Below are 26,403 nucleotides of genomic sequence, written 5' to 3'. Positions count from 1 at the left end.
CGTATGCACCTGTACGGCGTTATCTCACTTTCGGCAATGGCGTGGCTGGTACCCACCTTGGTTTTCGTTGCCATGCTGTTCTTCCTGGAACCCACCTTTTGGAGTTTCCGCCGACCTCGGAGGTGGTGGTTCTACGTGGTGGCCCTACTGATCGGAGCAACATTAACTGCCGCACTGCCACCACTAGTGGAACGCCTCCACCTTGACGCCCTCGAGGCCTGGCCGATGATTACGGTGCCGATCGCTGCCCTGTGGATCATTCTTTATGGCACCAAGCGCAGTTTCGATCCCTTCTACGGTGCCCTCTGTGTGGTGTCGGGTGCCTGCCTGTTCGTCGCTATCGAAGCGCTCATCAGTGGCCCCGGAGACGGAACGGGACTCTGGAGCATCGGATTCGTATTCGCCTGGTGGTTCCTTGGGGGCCCGCTGGCGGTCATCGCAATCATTCAAACTATGGTCTGGGCGTACCGAAAATGATCGCTGCACTCAAATTCTGGCTTATCCCTGCTATTGCTTCCGGGGTTCTTCCTTGGCTCATGGAACTCAAGCGCGAAAAGAAATTGCCGCACCGCAAAATTCGCCCGCTGTGGTACTACCTCGGGGCGTTAATCCAAGGTCCCGTTGTCGTGGCTTTGGCGATTGCTGCCACTCGAGGTGGTGACAGTACTTTCCCGCTCGTTGCAGGGGCGACGATCGTCCTCGCAACCGTGTGGATCGGCGCGTTTAGTCGCCCTCACAGCTTTGATCCCTACCTCGGTGCGTGGTGTGTTGTCAACGGCATTTGTGCCACATTCACCGTTGCTAACCGGGACTGGGGAGACTTGGCTTGGCTCAGTCACCTGATGGTGTGGTTTTTTATCGGGCTACCGCTTGCGATGGTAGCCCTGGTGGTTGCTGCTATTTTGAACCAGTTGCCAACTGTAATTGCTCCCGAAATTCCGCGTAGCGATTCCGCACATCAAGCATCGGGGGAGTGATCTCGGCTGCCGACATTTCCGCCACTTCTCGTCGCAAAGCGCGGCGGGTGCGCGAGCGGATTCCGGAGCTGATCAGCCCACCAAACACGGCGGTGAGCAGACCAAGAACTATGCCCAGCAAAACGCCACCGAGGATGAGCAGGGTCGGGATCGGCCAGCCTTCGACATCCGGAGTCAGATCTTCGCCGAGCATCGGAACCAAGGCGCCCGGCAGGAATGCCACGAGCAGGTACCAGATGACACCGACGAGTGCCGCCAGCAGAGCCAGCCACTGAATGAACGTGAACACGCCCCACGCCTTGCTTGGCTGTGCAGGAAGGCGCGTGCCGGCTGCTGCGCGGTCAAGTTGCGCAGGAAGCTTCTCGACGACCCCTTCGGTCACATCGTGGAGTTCGTCAGCCCAACGGGCTGGCAGGCCTTCGGAAAGAACCTGGGCGTAGCCCCGCACGCCTTGGTTGGCGACTGCCTTTCGGGAGGCATCCAGTGGCGGCAGAGAGGTGCGGTGCACGCCCACTTCATCGGCTTCTTCCCGCAAACCGAGGCGGCGAAGTGGATCGGGGCGCAGGCGCAGCATCCATGAGGTGAGGAGCCAACCGGTGCTCTGCCCGAGGCGCTTGCGGTAGGCGGCTGCGGTTGCCTGGGAAATGTGGTCGGCGCCGGCGGCTTCTGCTAGCGCTGCATCCATGTCCTTTTTCGCGGAATCAGGGATCTTGGCGAGCTTTTCTGAGCCCAGCATCGAGGTGGTAGCAGAGGCAATGTCGGCCTCAAGGCGTGCGGTTTGAGCCTTGCGCGCGGAGGCAACCTTCGCGATGGCTGCGCGGATGTCATCGATGCCAGCGCCAGTCTTTGCGCTGGTTGCGACAACTTTGACCTTCTTTAAGCCGTCATCGACCAATAGTTGTTCGAGCGAATTCTTGACTGGGCCCAGGTCTTCAGGGCGGAGCTTATCGGACTTATTGAGCACCGCCAGCGTCACTGCGCTGTGTTCGGCGTGCGGGCGAATGAAGTGATCGTGAATTACGGTATCCGCATATTTTTCGGGGTCGGTGACCCACACCAAAACGTCCACTTGGCCGGCAAGACGGGTCGCGATTTCCCTGTTGGAAAGCTCAACGGAGTCAAAGTCCGGCAGATCCAGCAGGATCAACGGGCCCGCGTCCTTGGCAAAGTCGCCCGTGCGGTTACGTCGATCTTCTACCTCGAGCCAGTCCAACAATGCTTCGGAACCTTCTGGGTGCCAAATGGCAGCCAGCGGAGAAGACGTGGTGGGGCGCCTGGCAGCGGTCTTACCCAGATCCTCGCCGACAACGGCGTTGAACAACGACGTCTTGCCGGAACCGGTGGCACCAAAGAAACCTACGACGGTGTGCTCGGCGGACAGCGCACGACGCTCCGCCGCGCTGGCGATCACGCGCTCAATTGGGGCCAACTCTGTCGGGGAATACACGCCCTCCGCGAGCTCGGCGGCCTTTTCTAGCGCTTCCAAGCGCTGCGCGAGCGATGGCTTTGACTTGAACACTTAGGCACCTGCCTTTGCCACTGCGCGCAGCTCGTCGGAGTCGGTTCCAGCATCGAGAATGTCAGTGACATCTCGGTAGCGATCGCGCTCGCTGAGGAACAGAGTCTCGATCCGCTCATCCAGGTCAGCGCGGGCGTTCTTGGCCATCTTGCGTACTGCTTCTTCGCCAAAGATTGTCTCGAGCATCTTTTGTCCCAGCACCGCGGAACCACCAGCGATAGCAAGTTCGCCACCCGTCAGGCCCGCGGTGGAGGCGAAGACGACCAGCATCAACGCGACAGTGGCAACATTCAAACCGAAGGACATCAGACGTGCCTTCATGCGCTTGTCGCCGGCGTTTTCCTGAATGTTGGTGACGAGGCTTTCTTGCCAGTCGCGCACCAACTGGGCCGTAGCTTCGGAAATGTCTGTGCTTGCGTGCGCCAGGGCGGGGCTTGCCGACGCGCGAAGCTCCGGTGCCACGCTGCCGAGATGAGACCAGGAACGAGCAGCTGCGGATTGAGCTGCATCTACGATGACTGCGTGCAGGCCTGCTTCGATCTCCGTCTCTACCTCACGAACTGGGGCAGGCTTGCCGGTGAAGAAACTGCCAATGCGGTCGACAGCGAGCGAGTACCAGCGCTCCATAGTGCGGAATGCGTCCGAGGTGCCGACGTAGTCCTGCCAGCGTTGCAGAACTTCCTTGCGCAACAAATTGCCGTCCTGGGTTGCTGCGATCACTTCATCGCGGCCTCGAAGGTAAGCACCATCGATCGCCTCGTCGATTTGGTCCGCGAACTCTTCTTCTCGTTGCTTGACATCGGCCAGCGCGGCGACCTTCGTGCTGATCTGGGCAAGCACGCCATCCACCGTTTTCAACGCCATCTCGCGGCGGGCAGCTGCATCTCCCGCAATCTCGCCCAAGGTGTTCTTCAGGTCGCCAACCAATTCGGGCGCGAGCAGCCCGGAAAGATGCTCGACATAAGGGACCGTGATGAGCTTTGCATTTCCGAGGCCAGCCTCGGTCATCATGCGCTTGAGGTCATCAGGGACGGTCTTCATGGCTTCCTCGTCCACGCGGTTGAGAACCACGATGACTTCAATGTCGCGGCTGGCCGCATCGTGAAGGAAGTTCCATACCAGCTGGTCCGCATAACGAGCCGGGGTGGTGACGAAGATCCACAAGTCGGCTGCAGCGAGCAGCTGGGAAGCTAGAGCGCGATTGCCGTCGTCGATGGAGTCGAAGTCTGGGGCGTCGAGAAGCGCAAGACCTGGTTGGATGTGCTCGGTGGTGACGGTGCGCAGGGTGGTCGCGGTAGGGTTCGCGCCGGCTTCGCCACGTTCGCGAGCAAGGCCGGGGAGTACCTCGCTGGAGGCGAACCACTCCTCGTCCTGAGGATTCGTGACCAACACCGGCTGCCTGGTAGTGGGGCGAATAGCGCCGGAGAGGCTGACTTGCGAGCCCACGATCGCATTGACCAGTGTGGACTTGCCACTGCCTGTGGAGCCACCGATGACGGCGAGGAGCGGGGCATCGATGTTGGTGAGGCGGGGCAGGACGTAGTCGTCGATTTGCTGAGCAAGAGCTCGCGCCTTGGTTTCGGCCTCCGGCTCGAGGGTGAAGGAAGAAGCAGTCAAAAGGTCGCGGACCTCAGTGACGCTGGAGAGGGAATGCTCGATCATTCCTCTATTGTTTCATTAAATGCTGCGTTCATGTCAGCAGAGTTGAATTCAACCACCGCAGCGACGATTGAGCACAGTAAGGCAAGCAGAGCTGGACTGAACGGGGCCAGCAAGAATACGCCAGATACGATGGACAATGGTTTGGCGATGCTTTTCGTGCTGGAGCGCAGACCCATAGCAATCTGGGTTGCTCCGATGACGATCGGAGCCAACAAAGTCAGCCAAAACCCATCAGACCGTGCGGGGCCCGACAGGTCAATGTAAAAGACGTAGAAAAACGCCTCGTTTGCGAAGATGAGCAGTGCAAAAAGCCATGCCCAGGTGCGCCGGGATTCGTCTTTGCCCCCAAAGCCGGCGACAACTGCAGTGGCCACGGCGCATGCGGTGAGCGCCCATCCTACGACGCAGAGCAGCCCCGTGATGTTGATGACCGGGTCTCCCTTTTCCTCGAAGAGGGTGACCAGGATCCAGCTGGCCCACCCAATCATGCCCGCTAAACTACCGGCAAAGGCAAAGGTGCGGAATACGGGCTTCGGCCCGGCTTTGATTCCCGCTGCTACGACAAATGCGATGCCCACTAGGGAAGTAAAGCTCAGGGCGAGCCACCCGGCCTGCCAGCTCAGCGGAGTGTCGATTTTGGTGCCCAGCATCGCGAGAATCTGGATCGCCACCCCGATGGCCAGCAGTAGTCGATACATTATTCGCCTTCGTCGGAAACCAGCTTCTTGACCAAAGCGATGCGTTCCCGCACCTGCTCCGGAGTGCTCTCAGCGTTCAGGGACAGGCCCACCAAGAACGCAGACAACGGTGCACCAGGGCGTACGGCATTGTGTGCCACATCCTTGGTCAGGTCCAGCAGGTCATCCCGCACGGCCTTAATCAGCTCAGGGTCCGTGCCGAGCGTCTCGGAAACCTTATCCAGAAATTCATCAAGCTTCATTACAGTTCCACCTCTCCTGAATAGACGTTCATCCGGTTGCCCCTTGTAAAGCCAGTTAACAAGAGCCCCGATTCGCGGGCCAGGTCAACGGCAAGGGAAGTTGCCGCGGACACCGCGACTAGACCAGAAAAGCCAGCCAGCACGGCCTTTTGCACCAACTCAAACGAAGCGCGCGAACTCATCACCAGCAGCAGGTTCTCCGCCGGAAGTTTGTCTTCCTGCAGGAGCGCACCGATGACTTTGTCGGCAGCATTGTGGCGGCCCACATCCTCGCGGATCAGTAGAGCTTCTCCTTCGAGAGTGAACGTACCTGCCGCGTGGATGCCTCCGGTGCGTCGAAAAGCTTGTTGGTCTTGCTCCAGCCTGTCAGGCAGGTTCATGAGCAAGCTTGCCGACGGCCGGACCTGGGCAATCTCGTGGCGTTGCCGCTTCACGATCTGATCGATCGACGTCGTGCCACAGACTCCGCAAGCGGAAGTGGTGGTGACGTTGCGAATGAATTCTGGCTGCAAGGGGCCAGTTTTGGTCTGAACGTCGATGACGTTGTAGGTATTTTCCCCATTTGGCCCGGTGGCCCCAGCGCAATAGCGCATGGTGAGGAGATCTGAGGCCTTCGTGATGAGGCCTTCTGCGTGGAGCAGGCCAGTGACCAGCTCAAAATCGTGCCCAGGCGTGCGCATAGTGGTGGTCAGAGCAGTGCCGTTTACCCTGATCTCCAAAGGCTCCTCAACGGCGAGGGTGTCAGCCCGAGTGTCGGTGCTGAGGCCCTCGCCGTTGGAAACAATGCGGGTCACGCGGGCGTTGCGCGTAATCCGTCCCATTTAGACGTTGACGTTTACTTTCTCGACGTCTTCAGCGCGCTTGCCGAGTGGCTCGAGGCGAACAACCACGGACTTGGAGACCGGGGTGCGGGACTCGTCTGCGAAGGAATCGACAGGTACGAGGACGTTGGCCTCTGGGAAGTAGGCCGCAACGCAGTCCTTGGCCGTGGAGTACTCGACCACGCGGAAGTTAGGAGCGCGACGCTCTTCGTCCTTCCATACGGACACGATGTCCACCAGGTCGCCGTCCTTGAGGCCACGCTCGCGACAGTCCTCAGGGTTGACGAAGACCACGCGACGGCCACCTTTGATGCCACGGTAGCGGTCGTTGAGTCCGTAGATGGTGGAGTTGTACTGGTCGTGGGAACGAACCGTGTTGAGCAGCAGGTAGCCCTCTTCCAGTACGAGTGGCTCGAGCTTGTTGACGGATAGGTGAGCCTTGCCGTCTGGGGTGTTGAACACGCGCTCACGTGGGCCGTTAGGCAGCATGAATCCGCCTGGGTCCTTGATGCGACGGTTGAAGTCGTCGAAGCCTGGGATGGTTGCCTCGATGTGATCGCGGATCACGTCGTAGTTGTCAACCATTGGCTGCCAGAAATCGTCGCCGAACAGGCGCTTGCCGATCTCGCAGGTGATCCAGATTTCGGACTTCAGATCAAGGTCAAGGTTGGCCTTGCGGTCGCCGGTGGAAGCATGGACTGCGGATGCGGAGTCTTCCACGGTCACGGACTGTGGGCCGGATGCCTGCATGTCCAGGTCGGTACGAGCCAGAACTGGGAGGATCAGGGACTTCTTGCCTGGCCACAGGTGGGTGCCGTTGAGCTTGGTGTTCAGGTGAACGGTCAGGTTCTGCTTCTCCATGCCGACCTCAGCGCGGGTGGTGTCGCTGACCACGCGCACGTAGTTGCCACCCATGGACATGAAGACCTTGGAGCGACCTTCCCACATTGCCAAGGTTGCATCGACGGTGGAGTAGCCGTGCTCGCGTGGGGTTTCGAAACCGAAGTGGTTCTGCAGTGCGTCGGAGAACTTTTCTGCTGGAGCCTCGGAGATGCCCATGGTGCGGTCACCCTGAACGTTGGAGTGGCCACGCAGTGGGGCGGTGCCGGCGCCTGGCTTACCGATGTTGCCGGTGAGCAGCAGGAAGTTGGTCATCTCGCGGATGGTTGCAACAGCGTTCTTGTGCTGGGTGACACCCAAGGTCCAAGAAACGATTGCGGTGGCAGATTCTTCCACCATGTCAGCGACCTTCATGATCTCAGCCATGGTCAGGCCACAAGACATGAGGGCAGCTTCCTCATCAACGTTCTTGAGGTGCTCGATGGTCTCCTCAACGTTGGAGCAGAACTTGTCAAGGAAGACGTGGTCGATGGCGTCGCGACGGATCAGCTCGCGGTTCAGCAGCTGCATGAAGGCCATGTCGCCGTTCAAGCGGATCTGCAGGTAGACGTCGGCAAGCTTGGAAGCCTTACCCAGCAGGCCACCAGGGGTCTGTGGGTCCTTGAAGCCAAACAGGCCTGCTTCTGGCAATGGGTTGACGGCGATGATCTTGCCGCCGTTCTTCTTGCAGTTCTCCAGCGCCTTCAGCATGCGTGGGTGGTTGGTGCCAGGGTTGGAACCCATGGAGATCACAAGGTCGGTGTTGTAGAAGTCCTCGATGACAACGGAACCCTTGCCGAGGCCCACCGTGGAGCCCAGTGCCTTACCGGTGGAGTCGTGGCACATGTTTGCGCAGTCTGGCAGGTTGTTGGTGCCGAGGCGACGGGCCAGCAGCTGGTACACGTATGCGGACTCGTTGGAGGTACGGCCGGAGGTGTAGAAGATGGCGTCGTTAGGGTTGTCCAGGGTCTTGAGCTCATCGACGATGACGTCGATCGCTTCATCCCAGGAGATTGGGCGGTAGTGGTCGTCGCCCTGCTCGCAGTACATAGGCGTGGTGAGGCGACCCTGGCGACCAAGCCAGTAGTCGGTCTTGTTACGCAGCTCGGAGATGGAGTGCTCAGCAAAAAACTCAGGGCCAACGCGACGGCCGGTGGTCTCTTCTGCGATGGCCTTTGCGCCGTTTTCACAGAATTCAACAACGCCTTGATCCTGCTGTGCAGGGTCTGGCCAAGCACAGCCCGGGCAGTCGACGCCACCGTGGCGGTTCATCTTCCACAGGGACGCAAGGCCGTGTTCTTGCAGGCCATAGGACATGCCGATCAGCGCGCCAGGCAAGCCGACGGCGGAGGTTTCGCGCTTACCCACCTTCGGGTGGTCGAAACGGTTCGCGAGCTCGTTAACCGAGGAAACTTCAGTGCGAGAGTTAGTCATGGGTACTAGTCTATTGATTTCCTCGGAAAATGGAACCTGAGCCTGGTTTGGCCAGGAATTTTGTCGCATTCTGTCGGCGTGTTAGTCTATTCCAGTTGCAAATTCGGATGATATAGATCGTCCGCAACATTGACCGCGTGCGCTCGGGACGGAAATCCGGCGTACATCAAGATTCAACCAGGTCAGGAGACCCTAGTGATTCAGCAAGAATCGCGTCTGAAGGTTGCCGACAACACTGGTGCACGTGAAATCCTGTGCATCCGCGTTCTCGGTGGCTCTACTCGACGCTTTGCTGGCATTGGCGACGTCATCGTCGCTACTGTCAAGGAAGCTGCCCCAGGCGGCAACGTAAAGTCTGGCGACATCGTCAAGGCAGTTGTTGTTCGTGCGAAGAAGGAAACCCGTCGTCCAGACGGCTCTTACATCCGCTTCGACGAGAACGCAGCCGTCATCATCAAGAACGACAACGAGCCACGTGGCACCCGTATCTTCGGCCCAGTCGCTCGCGAGCTTCGTGACAAGAAGTTCATGAAGATCGTTTCTCTCGCACCGGAGGTGATCTAACTTATGAAGATCCATAAGGGCGATAACGTACTCGTCATCTCCGGCCCAGACAAGGGCGCTAAGGGCAAGGTTATCCAGGCTTTCCCTAAGACCAACAAGGTTCTTGTTGAGGGCGTTAACCGCATCAAGAAGCACGTTGCTAACTCCGCACCAGAGCGTGGCGCTGAGTCCGGCGGCATCGTAACTCAGGAAGCTCCAATCCACGTCTCCAACGTGATGGTTCTGGACTCCGACGGAAACCCAACCCGCGTTGGCTACCGTGTAGACGAGAACGGCAAGCGTGTCCGTATTTCTCGCAAGAACGGGAAGGACATCTAAAATGAGCGAAAACTACACCCCTCGTCTCAAGACCCGTTACCGCGAAGAGATCCGTACCAAGCTCAACGAAGAGTTCAAGTACGACAACGTTATGCAGATCCCAGGCCTGACCAAGATCGTGGTCAACATGGGTGTCGGCGACGCTGCTCGTGACTCCAAGCTCATCAACGGCGCTCTCGAGGACCTCACCGCAATCACCGGCCAGAAGCCAGAGCTTCGCCGTGCAAAGAAGTCCATCGCTAACTTCAAGCTCCGTGAAGGCATGCCAATCGGCGCCCGCGTTACCCTGCGTGGCGACCGTATGTGGGAATTCCTCGACCGTCTCCTGACTGTCGCTCTCCCACGTATTCGTGACTTCCGTGGTCTCTCTGACCAGCAGTTCGATGGCCACGGCAACTACACCTTCGGCCTCACCGAGCAGACCATGTTCTACGAAATCGACGTGGACAAGGTTGACCGCCCACGCGGTATGGACATCACCCTGGTGACCACTGCTACCAACAACGACGAAGGCCGCGCCCTGCTGCGCGAGCTGGGCTTCCCATTCAAGAAGCCAGGCCAGGCAGAGCACTAATTCTTTGCTTGTAGAACCCGGTTCTTCCAATTTGGAAGGGCCGGGCTTTTGCATGTTTAGGGCTGGGGTTGGCAGGGGATTTGCCCTAGTCGAAAAAATTCCTCCGGTCTGGCGTGGAGTTTTCCCTGTTCAAGGGGCCTCTGGGCGGGAGGAATCTGTTTGCGGTTGCAAGATTCCTCCGGGGAGGGCTTTGTATTCGCCAGGGGTGGGGGAAATTGCCTTAAACGGGAAAGTTCCTCCGGGCTAATGGTTAGAAACACCAGGAACTAGCCCGTCTAACCCGGAGATATCTGTTCATGGTCGCAAGTTCCTCCGGGCTCAGTCCTCGTACTGGGCTCGCTTGCGACGCTCAGAGTCAAAGCACTCGTCAATGACCCATTTGTACTCCCGGACAAGGTAGGGATGATATTCCTGCAGGTAGCGCTCGCCATGAATGGCAGTAGCGAAAAGGGGATGGGAAGTTCTCAAATTGGCTAGCTGGCGACTCAAAGAATAACCAGGGCCTGAAATTACGCCCGGGATTCCTACCAGCTCAAGCAGGGGATTCTGGGAGGCTTTCCACTGAGCATCGGTCACTGTCTTGAGGGGCTGAAAAAGCGGATAGAACAGCACGACCCACACCAACCAACCCAACGCCATCCCGGACAGGGACTCTGGGTTGAGGTTCAACCATTCGGTGCTCACTGTGAATGCGATGAGTAGCCACAGGGGTAAGAAGACAAGAAAGCTCAAGATACCTATGCCTTGACTGAATGCTAGGCAAATTCCCACTCGGCCAGGGACTTTGTGTGCAGACCGGTACCACAGTCCACAGCGCTCAAGCTCACCAACAGCTGCTGATACATCCGGGTTCCTCCTGGGCGTCCACTCAATGCCGTCAGCGTTTCCCTGGGAAAGGATCCGGCGGACAGTAGCTGTTTGAGGGCTTTTCATCAACATGACCCACAGAAGATTCGCTCGCCCACCACAGAGTATGGCTGTGGCCTCGGGAGATAGCTGCACTGCAGCGGGAGGAATGCGATTTTGTTTCTCCCAGGCACCGCGGGCAACGTGGAGCAATAGCATTGATGCTGCCGTGGCGAGTAGGTACCCAGTCAGGATGATGAGGGAAAGGGCGGTCAGCGGATTGTTGGTCATTAGACTGACCGGTTCTTGTCGGCACGAAGGGTTTCTTCGTACATCCAGTGGTGTACTGAGGCTAAATGAGGATAGTGCTGGGCGAGGAACTGAGGACCATAAATCGCGGCTTTGAATGCTTCAGCGGAGGTTGGTCCGAACTCGTTCCGCATGCGCTGAGCAAAATGGAAGCCACTGCCAGTCAACGATCCTTCGATATGTAAACAGGGAAGGGTTTTCCGTTGCTGCTGGATAGTTGTTTCAAAGCGAAAGATTACGAACAAAGAGGCTATGGACATCGTCATGGCAAGGAAGGCAAATACTGCCGCTGTGTCCTTAGAGCTTTCAATGTCGAGTTCGGGCCGGGCCCATTGATAGGCGCTGAAACCAGTCAGCAGAGTTATCAACACTGCACAGGTGCAATACGCGATGATGCCGTTTCGAAATTGTTTGTGCGCAGCTGCCAACGCAGGGCTGACAGAAGAAGAGCTCGTCGCCCACAACTTCGCAGCTTCCAGTTCTTGGAGAGCGTGGTCGAGGTCGGGGAATCTGTCGCGTCGCCACTCAAATGAGTCTGCGTTGCGGATGCGGGCAAGGTGAATAATGGCAGCCGCCATTGGTGCTGGTCGGTATTGTGATTGTAGATACAGAGACAATGCAATGACATGGCTTCTGCCTCCGGAGAGGATCGCAACTGCTAGCGGTGAGAGCGTCGGGGTGGCGAAGTATTGGCGACCGACTCGGTACTCTTCCTGCCAAGCCTTGTGGATCTTGTAGATAGCATGTGCTGAAAAAATTGCGCTTGCTAAGAAAACTGCCCACGCAATGGCGGTTGCAACGAATACCATGTGTTCTCCTACATGCTCAGCGAAGTTTGACTCAATTGTCTAATGGCGTGGGATGGCCAATTGTTCCAAATGAAAAGGAAACGCCATTAACCGCCCGTTAGGGGTAAACAACGTTTTCTTTCACAATTTATCTACCAATGTGAGCCAGCTCTCTCTAGTGTGTGTTGCAAGACACATTCCGAAAGAAGGAGAGCCTCATGGTTTACACAATTCCGCACTTTATTGGCGGCAAGAAGGTCGAAGGCAACCTCGGCAACACTGCAGACGTAATGAACCCATCCACCGGTCAGGTGCAAGGTCAGGTGCCCCTCGCGAGCACCGAGGAAGTGAACCAGGTTATCGCGAACGCACAAGAGGCCCAAAAGGGTTGGGCAAAGACGAACCCGCAGAAGCGCATCCGCATCATCATGAAGTGGATTGCCCTGATCAACGAGAACATCGACGAGATCGCTCGCACCCTGTCTCTCGAGCACGGCAAGACTTTCGAGGATGCTAAGGGCGACATCATCCGCGGTACCGACGTGCTGGAGTTCTCCTTGGGTGCGCCGCATCTCCTCAAGGGTGAATACACCACCTCCGCGGGCACCGGCATCGATGTCTACTCGATGCGCCAGCCACTCGGCGTGGTTGCGGGCATCACCCCGTTCAACTTCCCGGCGATGATTCCGCTGTGGAAAGCTGGTCCTGCTCTGGCCTGTGGTAACGCCTTCGTGCTCAAGCCTTCCGAGCGTGATCCATCCGTACCTATCCGACTGGCCGAGCTGTTCATTGAGGCTGGCGGCCCGGCGGGTGTGTTCAACGTGGTGCACGGTGACAAGACCGCGGTCGATGCCATCCTCGACTCCGAGGTCATCAAGGCTGTCGGTTTCGTTGGTTCCACCCCGATCGCTCAGTACATCTACGAGCGCTGCGCCGCTACCGGCAAACGCGCCCAGTGCTTCGGCGGCGCAAAGAACCATGCGCTCATCCTCCCCGATGCGGACATGGACCAGGTGGTGGATGCCATCATCGGCGCCGCATACGGCTCTGCCGGTGAGCGTTGCATGGCTATCTCCGTAGCCGTACCAGTGGGGGAGGAGACCGCCAACGAGTTGCGCAAGAAGCTCGAAGAGCGCATCCCATCTCTCAAGGTTGGCCACTGCCTGGACCCGAAGGCTGACTACGGCCCGGTCGTCGCGCAGTCCGCGCTGGATCGCATCAAGTCCTTGATTGACGAAGGTGAAAAGGCAGGCGCAGAACTCGTCATCGATGGCCGCGCGAAGGGCGCCACCGACCCCGAGTTCGAGGGTGACTCCCTGGAAGGCGGCTACTTCATCGCCCCAACACTGTTTGACCACGTCACCCCGGACATGAGCATCTACACCGAGGAAATCTTCGGTCCGGTTCTCACTATCGTGCGTGCGGAGAACTTCGAGGAAGCCATCAAGCTGCCTAACGAGCACGTGTACGGCAACGGCGTCGCGATCTTCACCCGCAACGGCGCAGCTGCTCGCGAGTTCGCCGAGCGCGTCCAGGTCGGCATGGTCGGCGTGAATGTCCCAATCCCGGTTCCAATCGCGTACCACACCTTCGGCGGCTGGAAGGCCTCCGGCTTCGGCGACCTCAACCAGCACGGCCCGGACTCCTTCCGCTTCTACACCAAGACCAAGACCGTCACCTCCCGCTGGCCGTCCGGCGCCGCCACCGGCGCAGACTTCTCGATGCCACAGATGGACTAAGGAGAAACAATGACCACCATTGCATTCATCGGACTCGGCAACATGGGTGGCCCAATGGCCGCCAACCTCGTCAAGGCGGGGCACACCGTCCGTGGCTTCGACGTCATGGAGGAAGCAAAGACTAAGGCCCGCGAAAACGGAATCGATGTGCAGGAAACTGCTGCTCAGGCGGTTGAAGGGGCAGACGTCATCATCACGATGCTCCCCAATGGCAAACTCGTCGACTCCGTGATGGCGGAGGTTCTACCGTCGGTAAGCGAAAACGCCCTCTTCATTGACAGCTCGACCATCGCTGTCGCTGAGGCGCGCGCAGCGGCTGACAAGGTTGCGCCCCACCGATTCCTCGATGCCCCGGTGTCCGGCGGCATCGTTGGTGCGCAGGCCGGCACCCTCGCGTTCATGGTCGGCGGTGAAAGCAGCGTGTTCGAAGCTGCCCGCCCGCTTTTCGACGCCATGGGCCGCTGCGCCACCCACTGCGGTGATGTCGGGGCAGGTCAGGCGGTGAAGATCTGCAACAACATGATCCTCGGTGTTCACCAGATCGCACTGGCGGAGGCGATGGTGCTCGGCGAGAGGTTGGGCCTGGACCCGCAGGCATTCTTCGATGTCGTGTCCAATTCCACTGGCGCGAGCTGGGCGCTGACCACAAACTGCCCTGTGCCGGGGCCGGTCCCGAATTCGCCGGCCAACAATGATTTCAAGCCTGGTTTTGCGAACGCGCTCATGAACAAGGACTTGAATCTGGCGAAGGCTGCGCTGGAAGAAACCGGCACGTCAGCAGTACTTGGCCAGGCAGCCGCGGCCTTCTACCAGGAAACCGTGGATGCGGGATTCGGGGACAAGGACTGCTCCTACGTTATTGAGCTGGTCCGTGACCGTTAAGAATCTGCTGGACTAGGTCGGCGTAATAGTCGGCGAGTGCGTCGGGTGGGAAATTCTGGAAGTCCGTATCTCCCACCCGGCGCATCAAAGATAGTCCCGTCAGTAGGGCCATGGCAGCCTGGGCTCGTAGCTTCGGCTCGGGCTCAGGGTGCGGTGCTTCCTCCTGGATGCGCCGCTCGAGTACTGACAAAATGTCGCGCTTGACTGCCTCACCAATTGCGCTGAGGGAGGTATCCGAGCCGTCCGTCACGGTCATCGTTCGAATGATCGAATAATGCGCAGTGGTCGGGGCCGAAAGCGTTTCCTTGATGCTGGTGTGCCCAAGCTGGTCGAAGGGGCCGTCGAAAAGAGCCTCTGCGCTGGTGGAGAAGTCGACGGTCTGTTGGAAGAGATTCTCCTTGGACTGGAAATGCTTGATGATCAGCGGTGCACTGACCCCGGCTGCCTCGGCGATTTCCTTCAGCGACACCTGCGCAAATGTCCGCTCGCTGAACAGCTGGCGGGAACATTCCAAAATCCTTGTTCGTGTATCGCTCATTGTGATCCTTTTTTGTTAAGAATCGGAGCCCCTCATGGTCATTCCTATGATTGGCATCTTCTTGTCGCTCATCGTACTCATTGTGTTGGCGTATCGGGGCCACTCTGTAGTTATCGCTGCGCCCATCGCGGCGCTGCTGGCGACTGCGTTGTCCGGTGCGCCGCTTCTGGCCACGTACACGCAGATCTTCATGCCGGCGCTGGGGAAATTCATCACTAACTACTTCCCGCTGTTCCTGACCGGCGCGATCTTTGGCCGGTTGATGACGGTTTCTGGTCTCGCACATGACCTAGCTCAGGGTATTTCCAAAGCCTTCGGCCCCAAACGCGCGATGGCGTCCACGGTTTTGGCCACTGCACTCCTTACATATGGTGGCGTGAGCGCATGGGTGGTCGCCTTCACGATCGTCCCGATCGCAACAGCATTGTTCCAGGAAGCAGAGATTCCGAAGCGCCTGATGCCGGCAGCCATTGCTTTCGGCACTATTACCTTTGCCATCGCCGCACTGCCGGGTAGCCCGCAGGTACACAACGTCATCCCGACCAAGTACTTTGGCACGACTTCCTACGCAGCTCCCGTTCTTGGACTGGCAGGCACGGCGATGATGCTGGTCATGGGCATGATCTGGTTGGAGTACCGTGTCCGGTCCCTGCACAAAGCGGGAGAGTTCTACGCTCCGGTGGACGGCTCTACTGATGGGGCTGCGGCCCTGAAGGAATTAGAAGATGCCGAGGGCGGGCATTCAGTGGTGCCAGCGCACCGCGGTCCAGGAAACGTTGCAGTCCGTGGCCTGCTCGGATTCATTCCGATCGCCGTAGTGGTGGCGATGAACTATGCCTTCATCTACGTGATCTCCAAGCAGATGGACTTTTCCTATCTCGCCGACAAGAAATTCGGTGGAGTGAAGCTCGAATCGGTCCTCGGCACCTGGTCAGTCACGGTTGCGCTCGCCACGGCAATCATCGTCATCTTCCTCATGCGACCAGGCCTCTTCGGGGTCTTCATCGAAGGCCTCGGTGACGGCGCCAAATCCGCTATCCTCCCCGTCTTCACCACCGCGTCCGAAGTGGGTTACGGTGCCGTGATCGGCTCGCTCGCCGCATTCACCGTGCTTCGCGACGGCGTGTTCTCTATCGCCGACAATGCACTCATCGTCGGGGTTGTCTCCACAGGCGTGATCGCGGGCATCACGGGATCATCGGCGGGTGGCCTATCCATGACCCTCGAAACGTTCGGCGCAGACCTAGCGCGCATGGCTGCTGAACAGGGCATATCGATGGAGTCCATGCACCGAATCATGGCTATGGCGTCGGTAAGCTTCGACTCCTTGCCGCACAACGGTGCGGTGCTCACCATGCTGCTGGTCTGCGGTATGACGCACAAGCAGTCCTACAAGGACGTCGCTGTGGTGACCGTTGTGATTCCGATCGTCACCGTGGCGACGCTGCTGGTGGGGACGGCTGTCTTTTAGCCGATCCAGCACCTAATCCATTGAGTGTGAGGCGCGCCAGGCTCGCCGTTCGGATCTGGGATCGTCGTGCAGCCGCCATCCATACCCATGATTCGGGACGACGTCTGAATAAGCATCATGGAAGACGTGTAGCCAACGGATGGAACTTGCAGGTCAATTGTCTGGGAGGCATGAGCAGTGGCCGGTGTCATTAGAAAGGCGCAGGTGGCAGCGGAGGCCAGGAACTTCTTCATTTGGAATCCTTTGATAGGTGGGAGTTAGTTTCCTCGTCGAAGTTAATCGAAATAAATTCCTGCTAGAAGGGGTGTGACTGAACTGTTTTCTTGTTGTGCCTTTCTCGTGAACAGCTTCTAATAGGAAGCATGAAAAAGATTGCTGGGCTGCTCATTGCACTTTGCATGGTTTTCAGTGTGGTGTCCTGCGGATTCGGGCCAAGCAACAAACGGGTCAACGCGCTCATTGCGGAACTGGAGCAATGGGCAGGACAGTACTCAGAACTCCAGAACGTAGAGTTTCGAAATCCAAAGTCATACCGGAACCACGACTACATCACTGCCAGCATCGAGGCAGATGAAATGAGTCCAGAACAGTTTGTAAGAGCTCTTTCCTTGATGTCGGAAGCCAAGCAAATTGTTCAAAGGCGGAAGGTTACTGATCTGGAGGCCTTCATAAAAGCAGAAGTTGAAGGCACGGAGCTGGAGCTTTCTGGAGTGGCTGGTGACTATGAAAAGAGCGCGCAGCGGACTGTAGCTGCACTGTCGCCAGAACTCGAACGGCTCCACGTCGATGGATCGAATGTGTACCTTACGCTTCGGGCAGGCATTGAAAATCTGACAATCTTCGACAGCCAGGCCCTTGCCGGACTGGCTGCTGGTTATCCTCGCCGGGCCGGGGCGAGCTCAGGACAGAATTTCAGTGTCAAGATTCGAGACCGCAATTTGTTTGCACCCACCCTCGAAGAACTGAAGGGCCACTGGAGAGCAGACCGATTGCTATCAAAGCACTTGGAGGTTGCGGAACTATACAGTGTGAAATACGCAGGCTCGAAAATTAGCCAGATCTCGTTTCGATGTCTTCCAAATTCTGCCTGCGACACCCCACACGCCCTAATGAAGCTGGAGGGAATCAGAAATTTCTTAGTCGGAAACAACATGTCCGTGACTGAGAATTTCGAGGTCATAGTTAACAGGCAAGGAATGAGCCAGCTCGTATTCCATTGGAACGGTTCTCAAATAGGGAGGATTGAGGGCCTAGATTCGCATCGTGGCAAGGAATACTGATCCTCATGAGTGGTCGGGCCTAGTGGTTTTTGGCTGGAGCCCGGAGGAAGTTGAGGACGGGTGAAGATTTCCCCGGGTTTCCCAAAGGTTTTCCCTGCAAGCAAATCTGCTATCCGGGAGGAATTTGTCTATGGCGCCAAAATTCCTCCGGCTAGCCCGGGCGATGGTCTTCCTGGGGGTTCATCGGTGGTGATTAGGCTAGTGGTCCTGGCTGGGCCCGGAGGAAGTTGAGGACGGGTGAAGATTTCCCCGGGTTTCCCAAAGGTTTTCCCTGCAAGCAAATCTGCTATCCGGGAGGAATTTGTCTATGGCTCCAAAATTCCTCCGGCTAGCCCGGGTGATGGTCTTCCTGGGGGTTCATCGGTAGTGATTAGGCTAGTGGTCTTGGCTGGGGCCCGGAGGAAGTTGAGGACGGGTGAAGATTTCCCCGGGTTTCCCAAAGGTTTTCCCTGCAAGTTGATCTGCTACCTCGGGGAAATCTTACGAGTGGGGCAAGTTCCCCCGGTCCTTCCCGAAAATCTACGAAGGACCTCGCAAATCTTCGACCTCGTAAAGCTTCTGGATCCATGCCAACGCGGTTGCCCCAAACGCCGGGTCCACTTTCAGTACGTATTCGCCGCCATACAGTGCAGCATTGACCGCCGGCTCGAACTGGGGAACCTCGCGAAGCTGGTCTACCAGGGCGAGTGCCAGTGGGGAAGTGGTGCCGGCGACCGCGAAGGCGTGATTGTGCACCTTTCCAAATACCCATCGCTTGGTTTGTCGGGAGGGTCCGGCAAAGAGATATCCGAATAGGGCGGCGAACGCCAGAACACGGCCCACAACTGTTAGTTCGCCTGCTTTTCCATCCAAGAGCCAGTCCGCGACGACCACTGCATCACCAATTACTGAGGTGAATAGGGATGCGAAACCGACGCCGACAGCAGCAAATGCGAGGCCGCGCAATCCTTTAGTAGCTGGACTCGGGTCGGCAGATTTCTGCCACAGGCCCTTGGCCTCCAAAACATCCGCGGTTTCTTGAAGCAGAGGACAGTTGCGACTGAAATATACAGAGTCAATGCTCGCACCCCGCTCGACAATGTTGAGCAGCTCGGCCTGACTCCTACCCAAAACCTCACCACCTCGATGGACTGCAAACATGCCATCTGTTTGCACAGTGAGCGCCCCGGCGTCGCGCAATTGCACAAACTGAGCCCACACATAGTTGTCGAAACCACCGGCCAAGAACCCGAGCTCCGGCGGCTCCACAGCGGGAAAACCAGCAACGCGCGCCTTTTCGACGGCCGACTCCCACGCATCCCGTCCCGTTGCGGATGCGTAAAACATGAATCCGATACAAACGAGGAGGAGAAAGTTGGCTGCTGCGACGAAAATATAAAAAGCCATGGCGCGCTTCTTTTCCCAAGGTGAGCTGTGCTTTTCATGCTACTCCGCAAGGCTGCAAATGTGCTCGGCGAAGCGGCCGTCGATAAGCGTGCGCAGCTATTTTGTTTCGGGCGGTGGATGCGGTAGTGTTGCTGGCTGGACTTGAATCTTCGAGTGCCACCTTGTACATTTTCCCTACTTTGTTGTAGGCCCCCCGCCCAATGCGTCCAGCATATTTTTAAGGCAGCGAGCTCCCTAACTATTGAGTGAGGTGAGCGGCAGTGGCCGGTAGAAATGCTGATAACGCCGGGTGGGTAAGGGAACCGCAACGAGAAAGGTTCTAGGTCACCTATGACCATGACTGACCCTATTGCAGACATGCTGTCGCGCGTGCGCAACGCTAACCATGCGTACCACGACTCCGTGTCTATGCCTTCTTCTAAGTTGAAGGTAAACATTGCCGAAATCCTCAAGCAGGAAGGCTACATCGCCAACTACGCCGTCTCCGAGGAGAAGGTTGGCAAGACCCTCAAGCTGGACCTGAAGTACGGTCCTTCCCGTGAGCGTTCCATCTCTGGTGTTCGTCGCGTGTCCAAGCCGGGCCTGCGCGTTTACGCCAAGGCAAACAACCTGCCAGAGGTTCTGGGCGGCCTGGGCGTGGCTATCATCTCCACGTCTCAGGGTCTCCTGACCGACCGTCAGGCTACCGAGAAGGGTGTAGGCGGAGAAGTTCTCGCCTACGTCTGGTAAGGGAGGATTGACACATGTCGCGTATTGGTAAGAACCCTATCGCTATTCCTTCTGGCGTTGAGACCAAGATCAACGGCCAGAACGTTGAGGTAAAGGGCCCTAAGGGCACCCTGTCCGTCGACGTTCCAGCACCGATCACCGTTGCTGTTGAAGATGGCCAGATCGTTGTCTCCCGTCCGGACGACAACCGCAAGAACCGCGCTCTGCACGGTCTCTCCCGCTCCCTGGTGAACAACCTGGTAGAGGGCGTTACCAAGGGCTACACCATCAAGATGGAAATCTTCGGTGTTGGTTACCGTGTACAGCTCAAGGGCAAGGACCTCGAGTTCTCCCTGGGCTACTCCCACCCAGTTCTGATCGAAGCTCCTGAAGGCATCAAGTTCGCTGTTGATGGCAACACGAAGCTCTCGATCGAGGGTATTGACAAGCAGAAGGTCGGACAGATCGCTGCAATCATCCGTCGTTTGCGTAAGGATGACCCATACAAGGGTAAGGGCATCCGCTACGAGGGTGAGCAGGTCCGCCGCAAGGTCGGAAAGACGGGTAAGTAATGAGCAACGAAAGCACTGCAAACAAGCGCCTGCCAATTGGCAAGGACATCTCCACGCGTCGTCGTCAGGCTCGTGCCCGCCGTCACTTCCGCATCCGCAAGAACCTGCGTGGCACCGCAGAAATGCCACGTCTCGTCGTTCACCGCACTTCTCGCCACATGCACGTGCAGATCATCGACGACCTCGCTGGTCGTACCCTGGCTGCCGCTTCCACCATGGAAGATGCAATCCGCGCATTCGAGGGCGACAAGAAGGCTCGTGGCGCCGAGGTTGGCAAGCTCATCGCTGAGCGCGCTAAGGCTGCTGGTATCGAGGCTGTGGTCTTCGACCGCGGTGGCTACCAGTACCACGGTCGCGTCGCCGCTCTGGCTGACGCCGCACGTGAAGGTGGTCTGAAGTTCTAATGATCACCGCAACCATGAACATCAACGGAAGGATCGCGTAATGCCGGGACGTGAACGGCGTAACGGCGGACGCTCCGCCGACGAAAACAACAACAACGAGCGCAACGAGCGCCGCGGTCGCGGCCGTGATCGTGACGATCGCCGCAACCAGCAGCAGGACGAGCGTTCTCAGTACATCGAGCGCGTTGTAACCATCAACCGCGTGTCCAAGGTCGTTAAGGGTGGTCGTCGCTTCAGCTTCACCGCTCTCGTCATCGTTGGCGACGGCCAGGGCATGGTCGGCGTTGGCTACGGCAAGGCTAAGGAAGTTCCAGCAGCAATCCAGAAGGGTGCAGAAGAGGCTCGCAAGAACTTCTTCCGCGTACCAATGGTTGCCGGCACCATCACCCACCCAGTTCAGGGTGAGGCTGCAGCAGGCATCGTGATGCTTCGCCCAGCAGCTCCTGGTACCGGTGTTATCGCTGGTGGCGCTGCACGTCCAGTTCTGGAATGTGCAGGCGTTCAGGACGTTCTGTCCAAGTCTCTCGGCTCTGACAACGCCATCAACGTTGTGCACGCAACCGTTGACGCGCTCAAGCAGCTGGTTCGCCCTGAAGAGGTCGCTGCCCGTCGTGGCAAGACCCTCGAAGAGGTCACCCCAGCCCGTATCCTGCGCGCTCGCGCAGCACAGGAGGCTTAAACCATGGCGCTTAAGATCACTCAGGTTAAGGGCATCGTTGGTGCCAAGCAGAACCAGAAGGACTCGATGCAGACCCTCGGCCTTCGTAAGATCCACCAGTCCGTCGTACGCCCTGACAATCCTCAGGTTCGCGGTCTGATCAACGTGGTTCGTCACTTGGTCGTCGTCGAAGAAGTATCGGGGGAGTAGGTAAACAATGAGCGAACCAATTAAGCTCCACGATTTGCGCCCAGCACCGGGCTCAAACAAGGCTAAGACCCGCGTTGGCCGCGGTGAAGCGTCCAAGGGTAAGACTGCAGGTCGCGGTACCAAGGGTACCAAGGCTCGCAAGCAGGTCTCTGCTGCATTCGAAGGTGGCCAGATGCCACTGCAGATGCGTCTGCCAAAGCTGAAGGGCTTCAAGAACCCTAACCGCGTCGTTTTCCAGGTGGTTAACGTTGCGGATCTGGAGAAGGCCTTCCCTAAGGGCGGCGAAGTCGCAATTGCTGACATCGTCGCAGCTGGCCTGGCTCGCAAGAACCAGCCAGTGAAGATCCTGGGCAACGGCGACCTGGGCGTTAAGCTCAACGTCACCGCAACCAAGTTCTCCAAGTCTGCCAAGGAAAAGATCGAAGCCGCTGGCGGCTCAGTCACCGAGGCCTAAGACTTAACTCGCATTAAAAGCCCGTCCCTTTAAACAAGGGGCGGGCTTTTCGCATGCTGTCAACCCTGCGGACACAGCAGCGACCTAAAACTGTGGATAACTCCAGTTGTCCACAAGCAGCGCAGAAAAGTGCTTTCGAAACAATTGCGTGTGTGTTCTTCTCTTGGCATATCCCAAGCGAAAGGACCAAATCATGAGTGAAAGCATCAAACAGCGAATCCGAAAACTTCTAGTTCAAGCCGAAGATCAAGTCGGTACTCCCGAAGGGGACGCCTTTCAGGCAAAGGCCTTTGACCTCATGGCGCGATATGGCATGACAATGCGTGATATCCCCTGTGACGACTCCTGCCACGAACTCCGAATTGAGTTCACCGGTCACTACTCCGATATGCAGGCCTATCTACTAGCCAATATCGCGAGTGCACTAAGTTGCGTCACCATTGCCATCGGCCGGTCTCGCAGTACCAAGGTGTCGGAAATGATGGTATTTGGCCTGCCACATCACCTTGAGCGGGTCGAGTTCCTCTTCCAATTACTCAATCTCTCCATGCTCAGCGCCGCCCGCAACGTGAATCGACAATTTAGCGTGGTCACCGCCCGTCGCTCCTTCATGATGGGCTTCGCCTGGGGAGTCGCACAGCGGTTAGCGACGGCGGAGCAGAACATTGCCCAAGAGTATGCAGTGGCGCTTGTCGACGACCTATCCCACGCACACTCTGCCCGTGAAGAATACGAACAGCGCAACAACATGAGAGCACAGCGGAAGCGAAGTTCCTATGGAATTGATCCAGAAGCGGTAGCAGCAGGAGAGTCTGCCGCGCATGGGGTGGACATTGGTCAATCGCGACTCCGTAGCCGGAAAGCACTGTTCTAGCACTGCGTCCAACGTCCCTTTGATAAATGTATAAGTGAGCGGATAATGGGAGGTAGGAGAGGAAAAGGAGGAAAGACAATGTTGCGTCGAAAAGCAACGGCCTCGGTTATTGCCGGGGTGCTGGCGATGACACTCGGTGTGGTTCCTGCTAACGCCGACATCGCCACGGAAGGTGAAAACCTTCGGATAATGTATGAAGAAGAGCGAATGGCTCATGATCTATATGTGGCGCTCGCCGACATGTGGGGGCCACAGAAGTTCTCCAACATCGCGCGGGCGGAAACTCGCCACCAAAACATCATGGGGGCGCAGCTAGATCGGATCGGAGTCGCCCGACCCGATGGTCAAACGCCCGGTGAGTATGAGTTTGAGGAACTGAACAAGCTCTACGCGGACTGGCTTGCGCGAGGCGGTGAATCTCAGCAAGCGGCCTTTGAAGTAGGTGCAGAGCTGGAACGCCGCGATATTGCAGATCTGCAAAAGGTTAAGGGCGAAACCGATGATCCACAGCTCATCGGGGCGTGCGACAAGCTCATCGCGGGCTCGGAGCGTCACCTTGCCGCTTTTGAAGGAAAGCAGGGTGACCGGCCAGGCAAGAAGATGAAGCAAGGGAAAGGAGAGCGAAAGGGGCGTATGGAGCGTTCCAATTGTGTCAACGGATGACGGGCAAACCGTCGAGTTGACTGGCAGGGCAAGTAATCTTCCCCAGGAATTTCTTAACTTGGCATTACCTGGTAAAGTTGCCGTGTTGTATCTCTATCGTGTGTAACACGCGCGCGAACCCACGAACTTTAGATTACCGCGCCCTGCCACTGCTTCCTTTAGAAGCGGGGAGGGTGCCAGGAGGATATGTGTCCGCCCTTATCTCAGCGTTTAAGGACGTCGATCTTCGTAAGAAGATCCTCTTCACTCTTGCAATGATTATCCTGTACCGCATCGGTGCACAGATTCCATCGCCGGGTGTGGATTACTCATCAATCGCCGGACGTCTGCGTCAGCTGACCCAGGATCAGGGCAGTGTCTACTCGCTCATCAACCTGTTCTCCGGTGGCGCGCTCTTGCAGCTGTCGATCTTCGCCATCGGCATCATGCCGTACATTACGGCGTCGATTATCGTGCAGTTGCTCACTGTTGTGATTCCACACTTTGAGGAGCTGAAGAAGGAAGGCCAGTCCGGCCAGACCAAGATGACGCAGTACACGCGTTACCTCACGGTTGGTTTGGCACTGCTGCAGTCTTCCGGCATTGTGGCCTTGGCTGACCGCCAGCAGCTGCTCGGCCAAGGTGTTGAGGTGCTGAAGGCTGACCGCAACATCTTCGATCTGATCATCCTCGTTGTCACCATGACCGCAGGCGCTGTGCTGGTCATGTGGATCGGCGAGCTTATGACGGACCGTGGCATCGGCAACGGCATGTCCCTACTGATCTTTGCTGGCATTGCGACCCGCCTCCCAGCAGACGGAATGAACATCTACCGCTCCTCCGGCGTGATGACCTTCTCCCTCGTCTTGGTTGCAGTTGTGATCCTGGTCGTGGGCGTCATCTTCATTGAGCAGGGCCAGCGCCGTATCCCGGTGCAGTACGCAAAGCGTATGGTTGGTCGCCGTCAGTACGGCGGTACTTCCACCTACCTGCCACTGAAGGTCAACCAGGCCGGCGTTATCCCGGTGATCTTCGCGTCCTCCCTGATGTACGTTCCAGTGCTGATTACGCAGATCATCAACTCCAGCTCTCCAACGGTTCCGGACAACTGGTGGCAGCGCAACGTTATTCAGTACCTGCAGGCACCATCCTCCTGGCAGTACATCGTTGGCTACTTCGCGCTCATCATCTTCTTCTCCTACTTCTACGTTTCGGTTCAGTACGATCCGAACGAGCAAGCGGACAATATGAAGAAGTACGGTGGCTTTATTCCGGGTATTCGTCCGGGTCGTCCGACCGCCGAGTACCTTGGATATGTGATGAACCGCCTTCTGTTCGTTGGTTCCCTGTACCTGGGTATCATCGCGGTTCTTCCAAACATCATGATGGATCTTGGCGTGAGCTCCGGCGCTGCAAATGCAACGCCATTCGGTGGCACTGCCATCCTGATTCTCGTGTCTGTTGCACTGACCACGGTGAAGCAGATCGAAAGCCAGCTCCTCCAAAGCAACTACGAAGGATTCCTTAAATGAGACTCGTACTCCTCGGCCCTCCGGGCGCAGGCAAGGGCACCCAAGCCGCAATTCTCTCCGAGAAGCTGGGTATCCCACACATCTCCACCGGCGACCTGTTCCGTGCCAACATTGGCCAGGGCACTCCACTCGGTGTAGAGGCAAAGTCTTACATCGATGCCGGCAAGCTCGTTCCAACCGACGTCACCGCACGCATGGTTGAAGACCGTTTGAGCCAGGACGATGCCAAGGATGGCTTCCTCCTCGATGGCTTCCCACGCACCGTGGAGCAGGCCGACATCCTGGAAGAGCTTCTTGCCAAGACCGGCGACAAGCTCGACGGCGTCGTCAACTTCAAGGTATCCGAGGACGTCGTTGTTGAGCGCATGCTGGCCCGCGGCCGTGCAGACGACAACGAGGAAACCATCCGCACCCGCCTTGGCGTCTACCGCGACGAGACTGCACCACTGATCGACCACTACGGCGACCAGATCATCACCATCGAGGCAGAGGGCTCTGTTGAGGACATCAACGCCCGCACGATGGAAGCACTCGGAAAGTAAAACTTTTCCGCACCAAGAACCGGCTGACGATACCTCGCAGCCGGTTTTGCACTTTTAAGAGGAACAATGGGATTTCGCAAAAAGAACAAAGTCATCGCCGCCAAGACCCCAGGCGAGCTGGACGCCATGCAAGCTGCCGGTGAAATTGTGGGCCGCACGCTCCAAGCCGTAAAGGCGGCTGCGAAGCCGGGCATGAGCACACTCGAATTGGATGCCATCGCTGAGCAGACGATTCGAGAAGCGGGCGCCATCCCAACCTTCCTTGGCTACAACGGTTTCCCGGGCTCCATTTGCGCGTCCGTCAATGACGTGATCGTCCACGGGATCCCAAACAAGGAAACAGTTCTCCAAGAAGGCGACCTCGTCTCCATCGACTGTGGCGCCACGTTTGACGGCTGGGTCGGTGACTCGGCTTGGTCCTTCGGCATTGGTGAGCTTGACGAGGACGTCGACAAGCTCAACCGAGCCACCGAATGGGTGCTCATGGAGGGCCTGAAAGCCATGCAACCAGGCAACCGTCTCACCGACGTCTCCCACGCGCTCGAGGTGGCGACGCGGAAAGCCGAGCAGCTTTTCGACGTGCACCTCGGCATTGTCGACGGCTATGGCGGGCACGGCATCGGCCGTAGCATGCACGAGGACCCTTACCTGGCTAACGAGGGCAAGCCAGGTCGCGGACCGATCATCCAGGAAGGCTCTGTTTTGGCGATTGAGCCAATGCTGACGCTGGGTACCGAAGATTCTGCAGTGCTGGAAGATGACTGGACTGTCGTGACTCTTGATGGTTCCTTTGCTGCGCACTGGGAGCACACTGTGGCCGCTACCGCTGGTGGTCCACGAATCTTGACGCCTCGCAAGTAAACTCCCTGGCTATTTTTAG

31 protein-coding genes are annotated in these 26,403 nt (G+C 57.7%); 20 read left to right on the top strand and 11 right to left on the bottom strand.

The window, feature by feature from the left end:
* Nucleotides 1-3: 3 nt before the first annotated feature.
* Complete coding sequence (locus WG939_RS04920) at nucleotides 4-477, top strand: hypothetical protein (protein WP_339983284.1); 474 nt, start codon at nucleotides 4-6, stop codon at nucleotides 475-477.
* Nucleotides 474-977, top strand: coding sequence for a hypothetical protein (locus WG939_RS04915; protein ID WP_339983282.1), 504 nt, complete (start codon nucleotides 474-476; stop codon nucleotides 975-977). Before WG939_RS04920 ends, WG939_RS04915 begins: the two co-directional genes overlap by 4 nt.
* On the opposite strand, the gene WG939_RS04910 is transcribed toward WG939_RS04915, so the two are convergent.
* The 6 genes from WG939_RS04910 to WG939_RS04885 are packed head-to-tail and all read right to left on the bottom strand — an operon-like array spanning nucleotide 898 to nucleotide 8,232.
* The gene (locus tag WG939_RS04910) at nucleotides 898-2,496 is read right to left on the bottom strand and encodes a GTPase family protein (protein ID WP_339983280.1); all 1,599 of its coding nucleotides are present in this window, start codon (nucleotides 2,494-2,496) and stop codon (nucleotides 898-900) included. The two genes, WG939_RS04915 and WG939_RS04910, sit on opposite strands and share 80 nt — an antisense overlap.
* Nucleotides 2,497-4,158, bottom strand: a complete 1,662-nt coding sequence (locus tag WG939_RS04905) for a dynamin family protein (RefSeq protein WP_339983278.1) — start codon at nucleotides 4,156-4,158, stop codon at nucleotides 2,497-2,499.
* Nucleotides 4,155-4,856, bottom strand: coding sequence for a hypothetical protein (locus tag WG939_RS04900; protein ID WP_339983276.1), 702 nt, complete (start codon nucleotides 4,854-4,856; stop codon nucleotides 4,155-4,157). Before WG939_RS04900 ends, WG939_RS04905 begins: the two co-directional genes overlap by 4 nt.
* A complete protein-coding gene (locus WG939_RS04895) occupies nucleotides 4,856-5,098 on the bottom strand; it encodes a DUF6457 domain-containing protein (protein ID WP_339983274.1) in 243 nt (80 codons plus the stop codon). The genes WG939_RS04900 and WG939_RS04895 overlap by 1 nt, the downstream gene beginning before the upstream one ends.
* Nucleotides 5,098-5,919, bottom strand: coding sequence for a formate dehydrogenase accessory sulfurtransferase FdhD (gene fdhD, locus WG939_RS04890; protein ID WP_339983272.1), 822 nt, complete (start codon nucleotides 5,917-5,919; stop codon nucleotides 5,098-5,100). The genes WG939_RS04895 and fdhD overlap by 1 nt, the downstream gene beginning before the upstream one ends.
* Nucleotides 5,920-8,232, bottom strand: a complete 2,313-nt coding sequence (locus tag WG939_RS04885) for an FdhF/YdeP family oxidoreductase (protein ID WP_339983270.1) — start codon at nucleotides 8,230-8,232, stop codon at nucleotides 5,920-5,922.
* A 195-nt stretch (nucleotides 8,233-8,427) separates the two neighbouring features.
* Here WG939_RS04885 and rplN point away from each other — a divergent pair, with 195 nt between their 5' ends.
* The 3 genes from rplN to rplE are packed head-to-tail and all read left to right on the top strand — an operon-like array spanning nucleotide 8,428 to nucleotide 9,688.
* The gene (gene rplN, locus WG939_RS04880; RefSeq protein ID WP_339983268.1) at nucleotides 8,428-8,796 is read left to right on the top strand and encodes a 50S ribosomal protein L14; all 369 of its coding nucleotides are present in this window, start codon (nucleotides 8,428-8,430) and stop codon (nucleotides 8,794-8,796) included.
* Nucleotides 8,797-8,799: 3 nt separating this feature from the next.
* Complete coding sequence (rplX, locus tag WG939_RS04875) at nucleotides 8,800-9,114, top strand: 50S ribosomal protein L24 (RefSeq protein ID WP_339983266.1); 315 nt, start codon at nucleotides 8,800-8,802, stop codon at nucleotides 9,112-9,114.
* A gap of 1 nt (nucleotide 9,115) precedes the next feature.
* Entirely contained in the window at nucleotides 9,116-9,688 is a 573-nt protein-coding gene (gene rplE, locus WG939_RS04870; RefSeq protein WP_339983264.1) for a 50S ribosomal protein L5, read from the top strand.
* Nucleotides 9,689-10,006: 318 nt separating this feature from the next.
* Here the strand turns inward: rplE and WG939_RS04865 are convergent, their stop codons facing one another.
* Nucleotides 10,007-10,420, bottom strand: a complete 414-nt coding sequence (locus WG939_RS04865) for a hypothetical protein (RefSeq protein ID WP_339983262.1) — start codon at nucleotides 10,418-10,420, stop codon at nucleotides 10,007-10,009.
* Nucleotides 10,421-10,824: 404 nt separating this feature from the next.
* Entirely contained in the window at nucleotides 10,825-11,652 is an 828-nt protein-coding gene (locus WG939_RS04860; protein WP_339983260.1) for a hypothetical protein, read from the bottom strand.
* 197 nt (nucleotides 11,653-11,849) lie between these two features.
* Between WG939_RS04860 and WG939_RS04855 the strand changes: the two genes are divergently transcribed.
* Together WG939_RS04855 and mmsB are read left to right on the top strand one after the other, a co-directional pair.
* Complete coding sequence (locus WG939_RS04855) at nucleotides 11,850-13,370, top strand: CoA-acylating methylmalonate-semialdehyde dehydrogenase (protein ID WP_339983258.1); 1,521 nt, start codon at nucleotides 11,850-11,852, stop codon at nucleotides 13,368-13,370.
* A gap of 9 nt (nucleotides 13,371-13,379) precedes the next feature.
* Nucleotides 13,380-14,252 carry a 3-hydroxyisobutyrate dehydrogenase gene (gene mmsB / locus WG939_RS04850; protein WP_339983256.1) on the top strand — a complete coding sequence of 291 codons (873 nt, stop codon included), beginning with the start codon at nucleotides 13,380-13,382 and terminating at the stop codon, nucleotides 14,250-14,252.
* On the opposite strand, the gene WG939_RS04845 is transcribed toward mmsB, so the two are convergent.
* Nucleotides 14,227-14,790, bottom strand: coding sequence for a TetR family transcriptional regulator (locus tag WG939_RS04845; RefSeq protein WP_339983254.1), 564 nt, complete (start codon nucleotides 14,788-14,790; stop codon nucleotides 14,227-14,229). The two genes, mmsB and WG939_RS04845, sit on opposite strands and share 26 nt — an antisense overlap.
* 34 nt (nucleotides 14,791-14,824) lie before the next feature.
* Here WG939_RS04845 and WG939_RS04840 point away from each other — a divergent pair, with 34 nt between their 5' ends.
* Complete coding sequence (locus WG939_RS04840; RefSeq protein ID WP_339983252.1) at nucleotides 14,825-16,261, top strand: GntP family permease; 1,437 nt, start codon at nucleotides 14,825-14,827, stop codon at nucleotides 16,259-16,261.
* Here the strand turns inward: WG939_RS04840 and WG939_RS04835 are convergent.
* Nucleotides 16,258-16,494: a hypothetical protein gene (locus tag WG939_RS04835; protein ID WP_339983250.1), complete on the bottom strand. Its 237-nt coding sequence runs from the start codon at nucleotides 16,492-16,494 to the stop codon at nucleotides 16,258-16,260. The two genes, WG939_RS04840 and WG939_RS04835, sit on opposite strands and share 4 nt — an antisense overlap.
* Before the next feature lie 129 nt (nucleotides 16,495-16,623).
* On the opposite strand from WG939_RS04835, the gene WG939_RS04830 reads away from it, so the two are divergent.
* Nucleotides 16,624-17,541, top strand: a complete 918-nt coding sequence (locus WG939_RS04830) for a hypothetical protein (protein WP_339983248.1) — start codon at nucleotides 16,624-16,626, stop codon at nucleotides 17,539-17,541.
* Nucleotides 17,542-18,060: 519 nt separating this feature from the next.
* Here the strand turns inward: WG939_RS04830 and WG939_RS04825 are convergent.
* Nucleotides 18,061-18,927, bottom strand: coding sequence for a hypothetical protein (locus tag WG939_RS04825; RefSeq protein ID WP_339983246.1), 867 nt, complete (start codon nucleotides 18,925-18,927; stop codon nucleotides 18,061-18,063).
* A gap of 330 nt (nucleotides 18,928-19,257) precedes the next feature.
* On the opposite strand from WG939_RS04825, the gene rpsH reads away from it, so the two are divergent.
* From rpsH to map, 11 genes are all read left to right on the top strand, one after another.
* Nucleotides 19,258-19,656, top strand: a complete 399-nt coding sequence (gene rpsH, locus WG939_RS04820; RefSeq protein ID WP_339983244.1) for a 30S ribosomal protein S8 — start codon at nucleotides 19,258-19,260, stop codon at nucleotides 19,654-19,656.
* A gap of 14 nt (nucleotides 19,657-19,670) precedes the next feature.
* Nucleotides 19,671-20,207: a 50S ribosomal protein L6 gene (gene rplF, locus WG939_RS04815; RefSeq protein WP_339983242.1), complete on the top strand. Its 537-nt coding sequence runs from the start codon at nucleotides 19,671-19,673 to the stop codon at nucleotides 20,205-20,207.
* Complete coding sequence (gene rplR / locus WG939_RS04810) at nucleotides 20,207-20,611, top strand: 50S ribosomal protein L18 (protein ID WP_339983240.1); 405 nt, start codon at nucleotides 20,207-20,209, stop codon at nucleotides 20,609-20,611. The genes rplF and rplR overlap by 1 nt, the downstream gene beginning before the upstream one ends.
* A gap of 40 nt (nucleotides 20,612-20,651) precedes the next feature.
* Entirely contained in the window at nucleotides 20,652-21,290 is a 639-nt protein-coding gene (gene rpsE / locus WG939_RS04805; RefSeq protein ID WP_339983238.1) for a 30S ribosomal protein S5, read from the top strand.
* A gap of 3 nt (nucleotides 21,291-21,293) precedes the next feature.
* Nucleotides 21,294-21,479 carry a 50S ribosomal protein L30 gene (rpmD, locus tag WG939_RS04800; RefSeq protein WP_339983236.1) on the top strand — a complete coding sequence of 62 codons (186 nt, stop codon included), beginning with the start codon at nucleotides 21,294-21,296 and terminating at the stop codon, nucleotides 21,477-21,479.
* A gap of 7 nt (nucleotides 21,480-21,486) precedes the next feature.
* The gene (gene rplO, locus WG939_RS04795) at nucleotides 21,487-21,933 is read left to right on the top strand and encodes a 50S ribosomal protein L15 (protein WP_339983234.1); all 447 of its coding nucleotides are present in this window, start codon (nucleotides 21,487-21,489) and stop codon (nucleotides 21,931-21,933) included.
* A 193-nt stretch (nucleotides 21,934-22,126) separates the two neighbouring features.
* Complete coding sequence (locus WG939_RS04790) at nucleotides 22,127-22,807, top strand: DUF2786 domain-containing protein (RefSeq protein WP_339983232.1); 681 nt, start codon at nucleotides 22,127-22,129, stop codon at nucleotides 22,805-22,807.
* A 78-nt stretch (nucleotides 22,808-22,885) separates the two neighbouring features.
* Nucleotides 22,886-23,470 carry a DUF2202 domain-containing protein gene (locus tag WG939_RS04785; RefSeq protein WP_339983230.1) on the top strand — a complete coding sequence of 195 codons (585 nt, stop codon included), beginning with the start codon at nucleotides 22,886-22,888 and terminating at the stop codon, nucleotides 23,468-23,470.
* Between the two features lie 188 nt (nucleotides 23,471-23,658).
* Nucleotides 23,659-24,981, top strand: a complete 1,323-nt coding sequence (gene secY / locus WG939_RS04780; RefSeq protein ID WP_339983228.1) for a preprotein translocase subunit SecY — start codon at nucleotides 23,659-23,661, stop codon at nucleotides 24,979-24,981.
* A complete protein-coding gene (locus tag WG939_RS04775) occupies nucleotides 24,978-25,523 on the top strand; it encodes an adenylate kinase (RefSeq protein ID WP_339983226.1) in 546 nt (181 codons plus the stop codon). The genes secY and WG939_RS04775 overlap by 4 nt, the downstream gene beginning before the upstream one ends.
* A 66-nt stretch (nucleotides 25,524-25,589) precedes the next feature.
* Nucleotides 25,590-26,384 carry a type I methionyl aminopeptidase gene (gene map, locus WG939_RS04770; RefSeq protein WP_339983224.1) on the top strand — a complete coding sequence of 265 codons (795 nt, stop codon included), beginning with the start codon at nucleotides 25,590-25,592 and terminating at the stop codon, nucleotides 26,382-26,384.
* Nucleotides 26,385-26,403: the final 19 nt, after the last annotated feature.

It is taken from the genome of Corynebacterium sp. H130, assembly GCF_037572395.1.
In the GTDB taxonomy this organism is placed as follows: Bacteria; Actinomycetota; Actinomycetes; order Mycobacteriales; family Mycobacteriaceae; genus Corynebacterium.
This window is presented reverse-complemented; position numbering and strand designations above follow the sequence as displayed.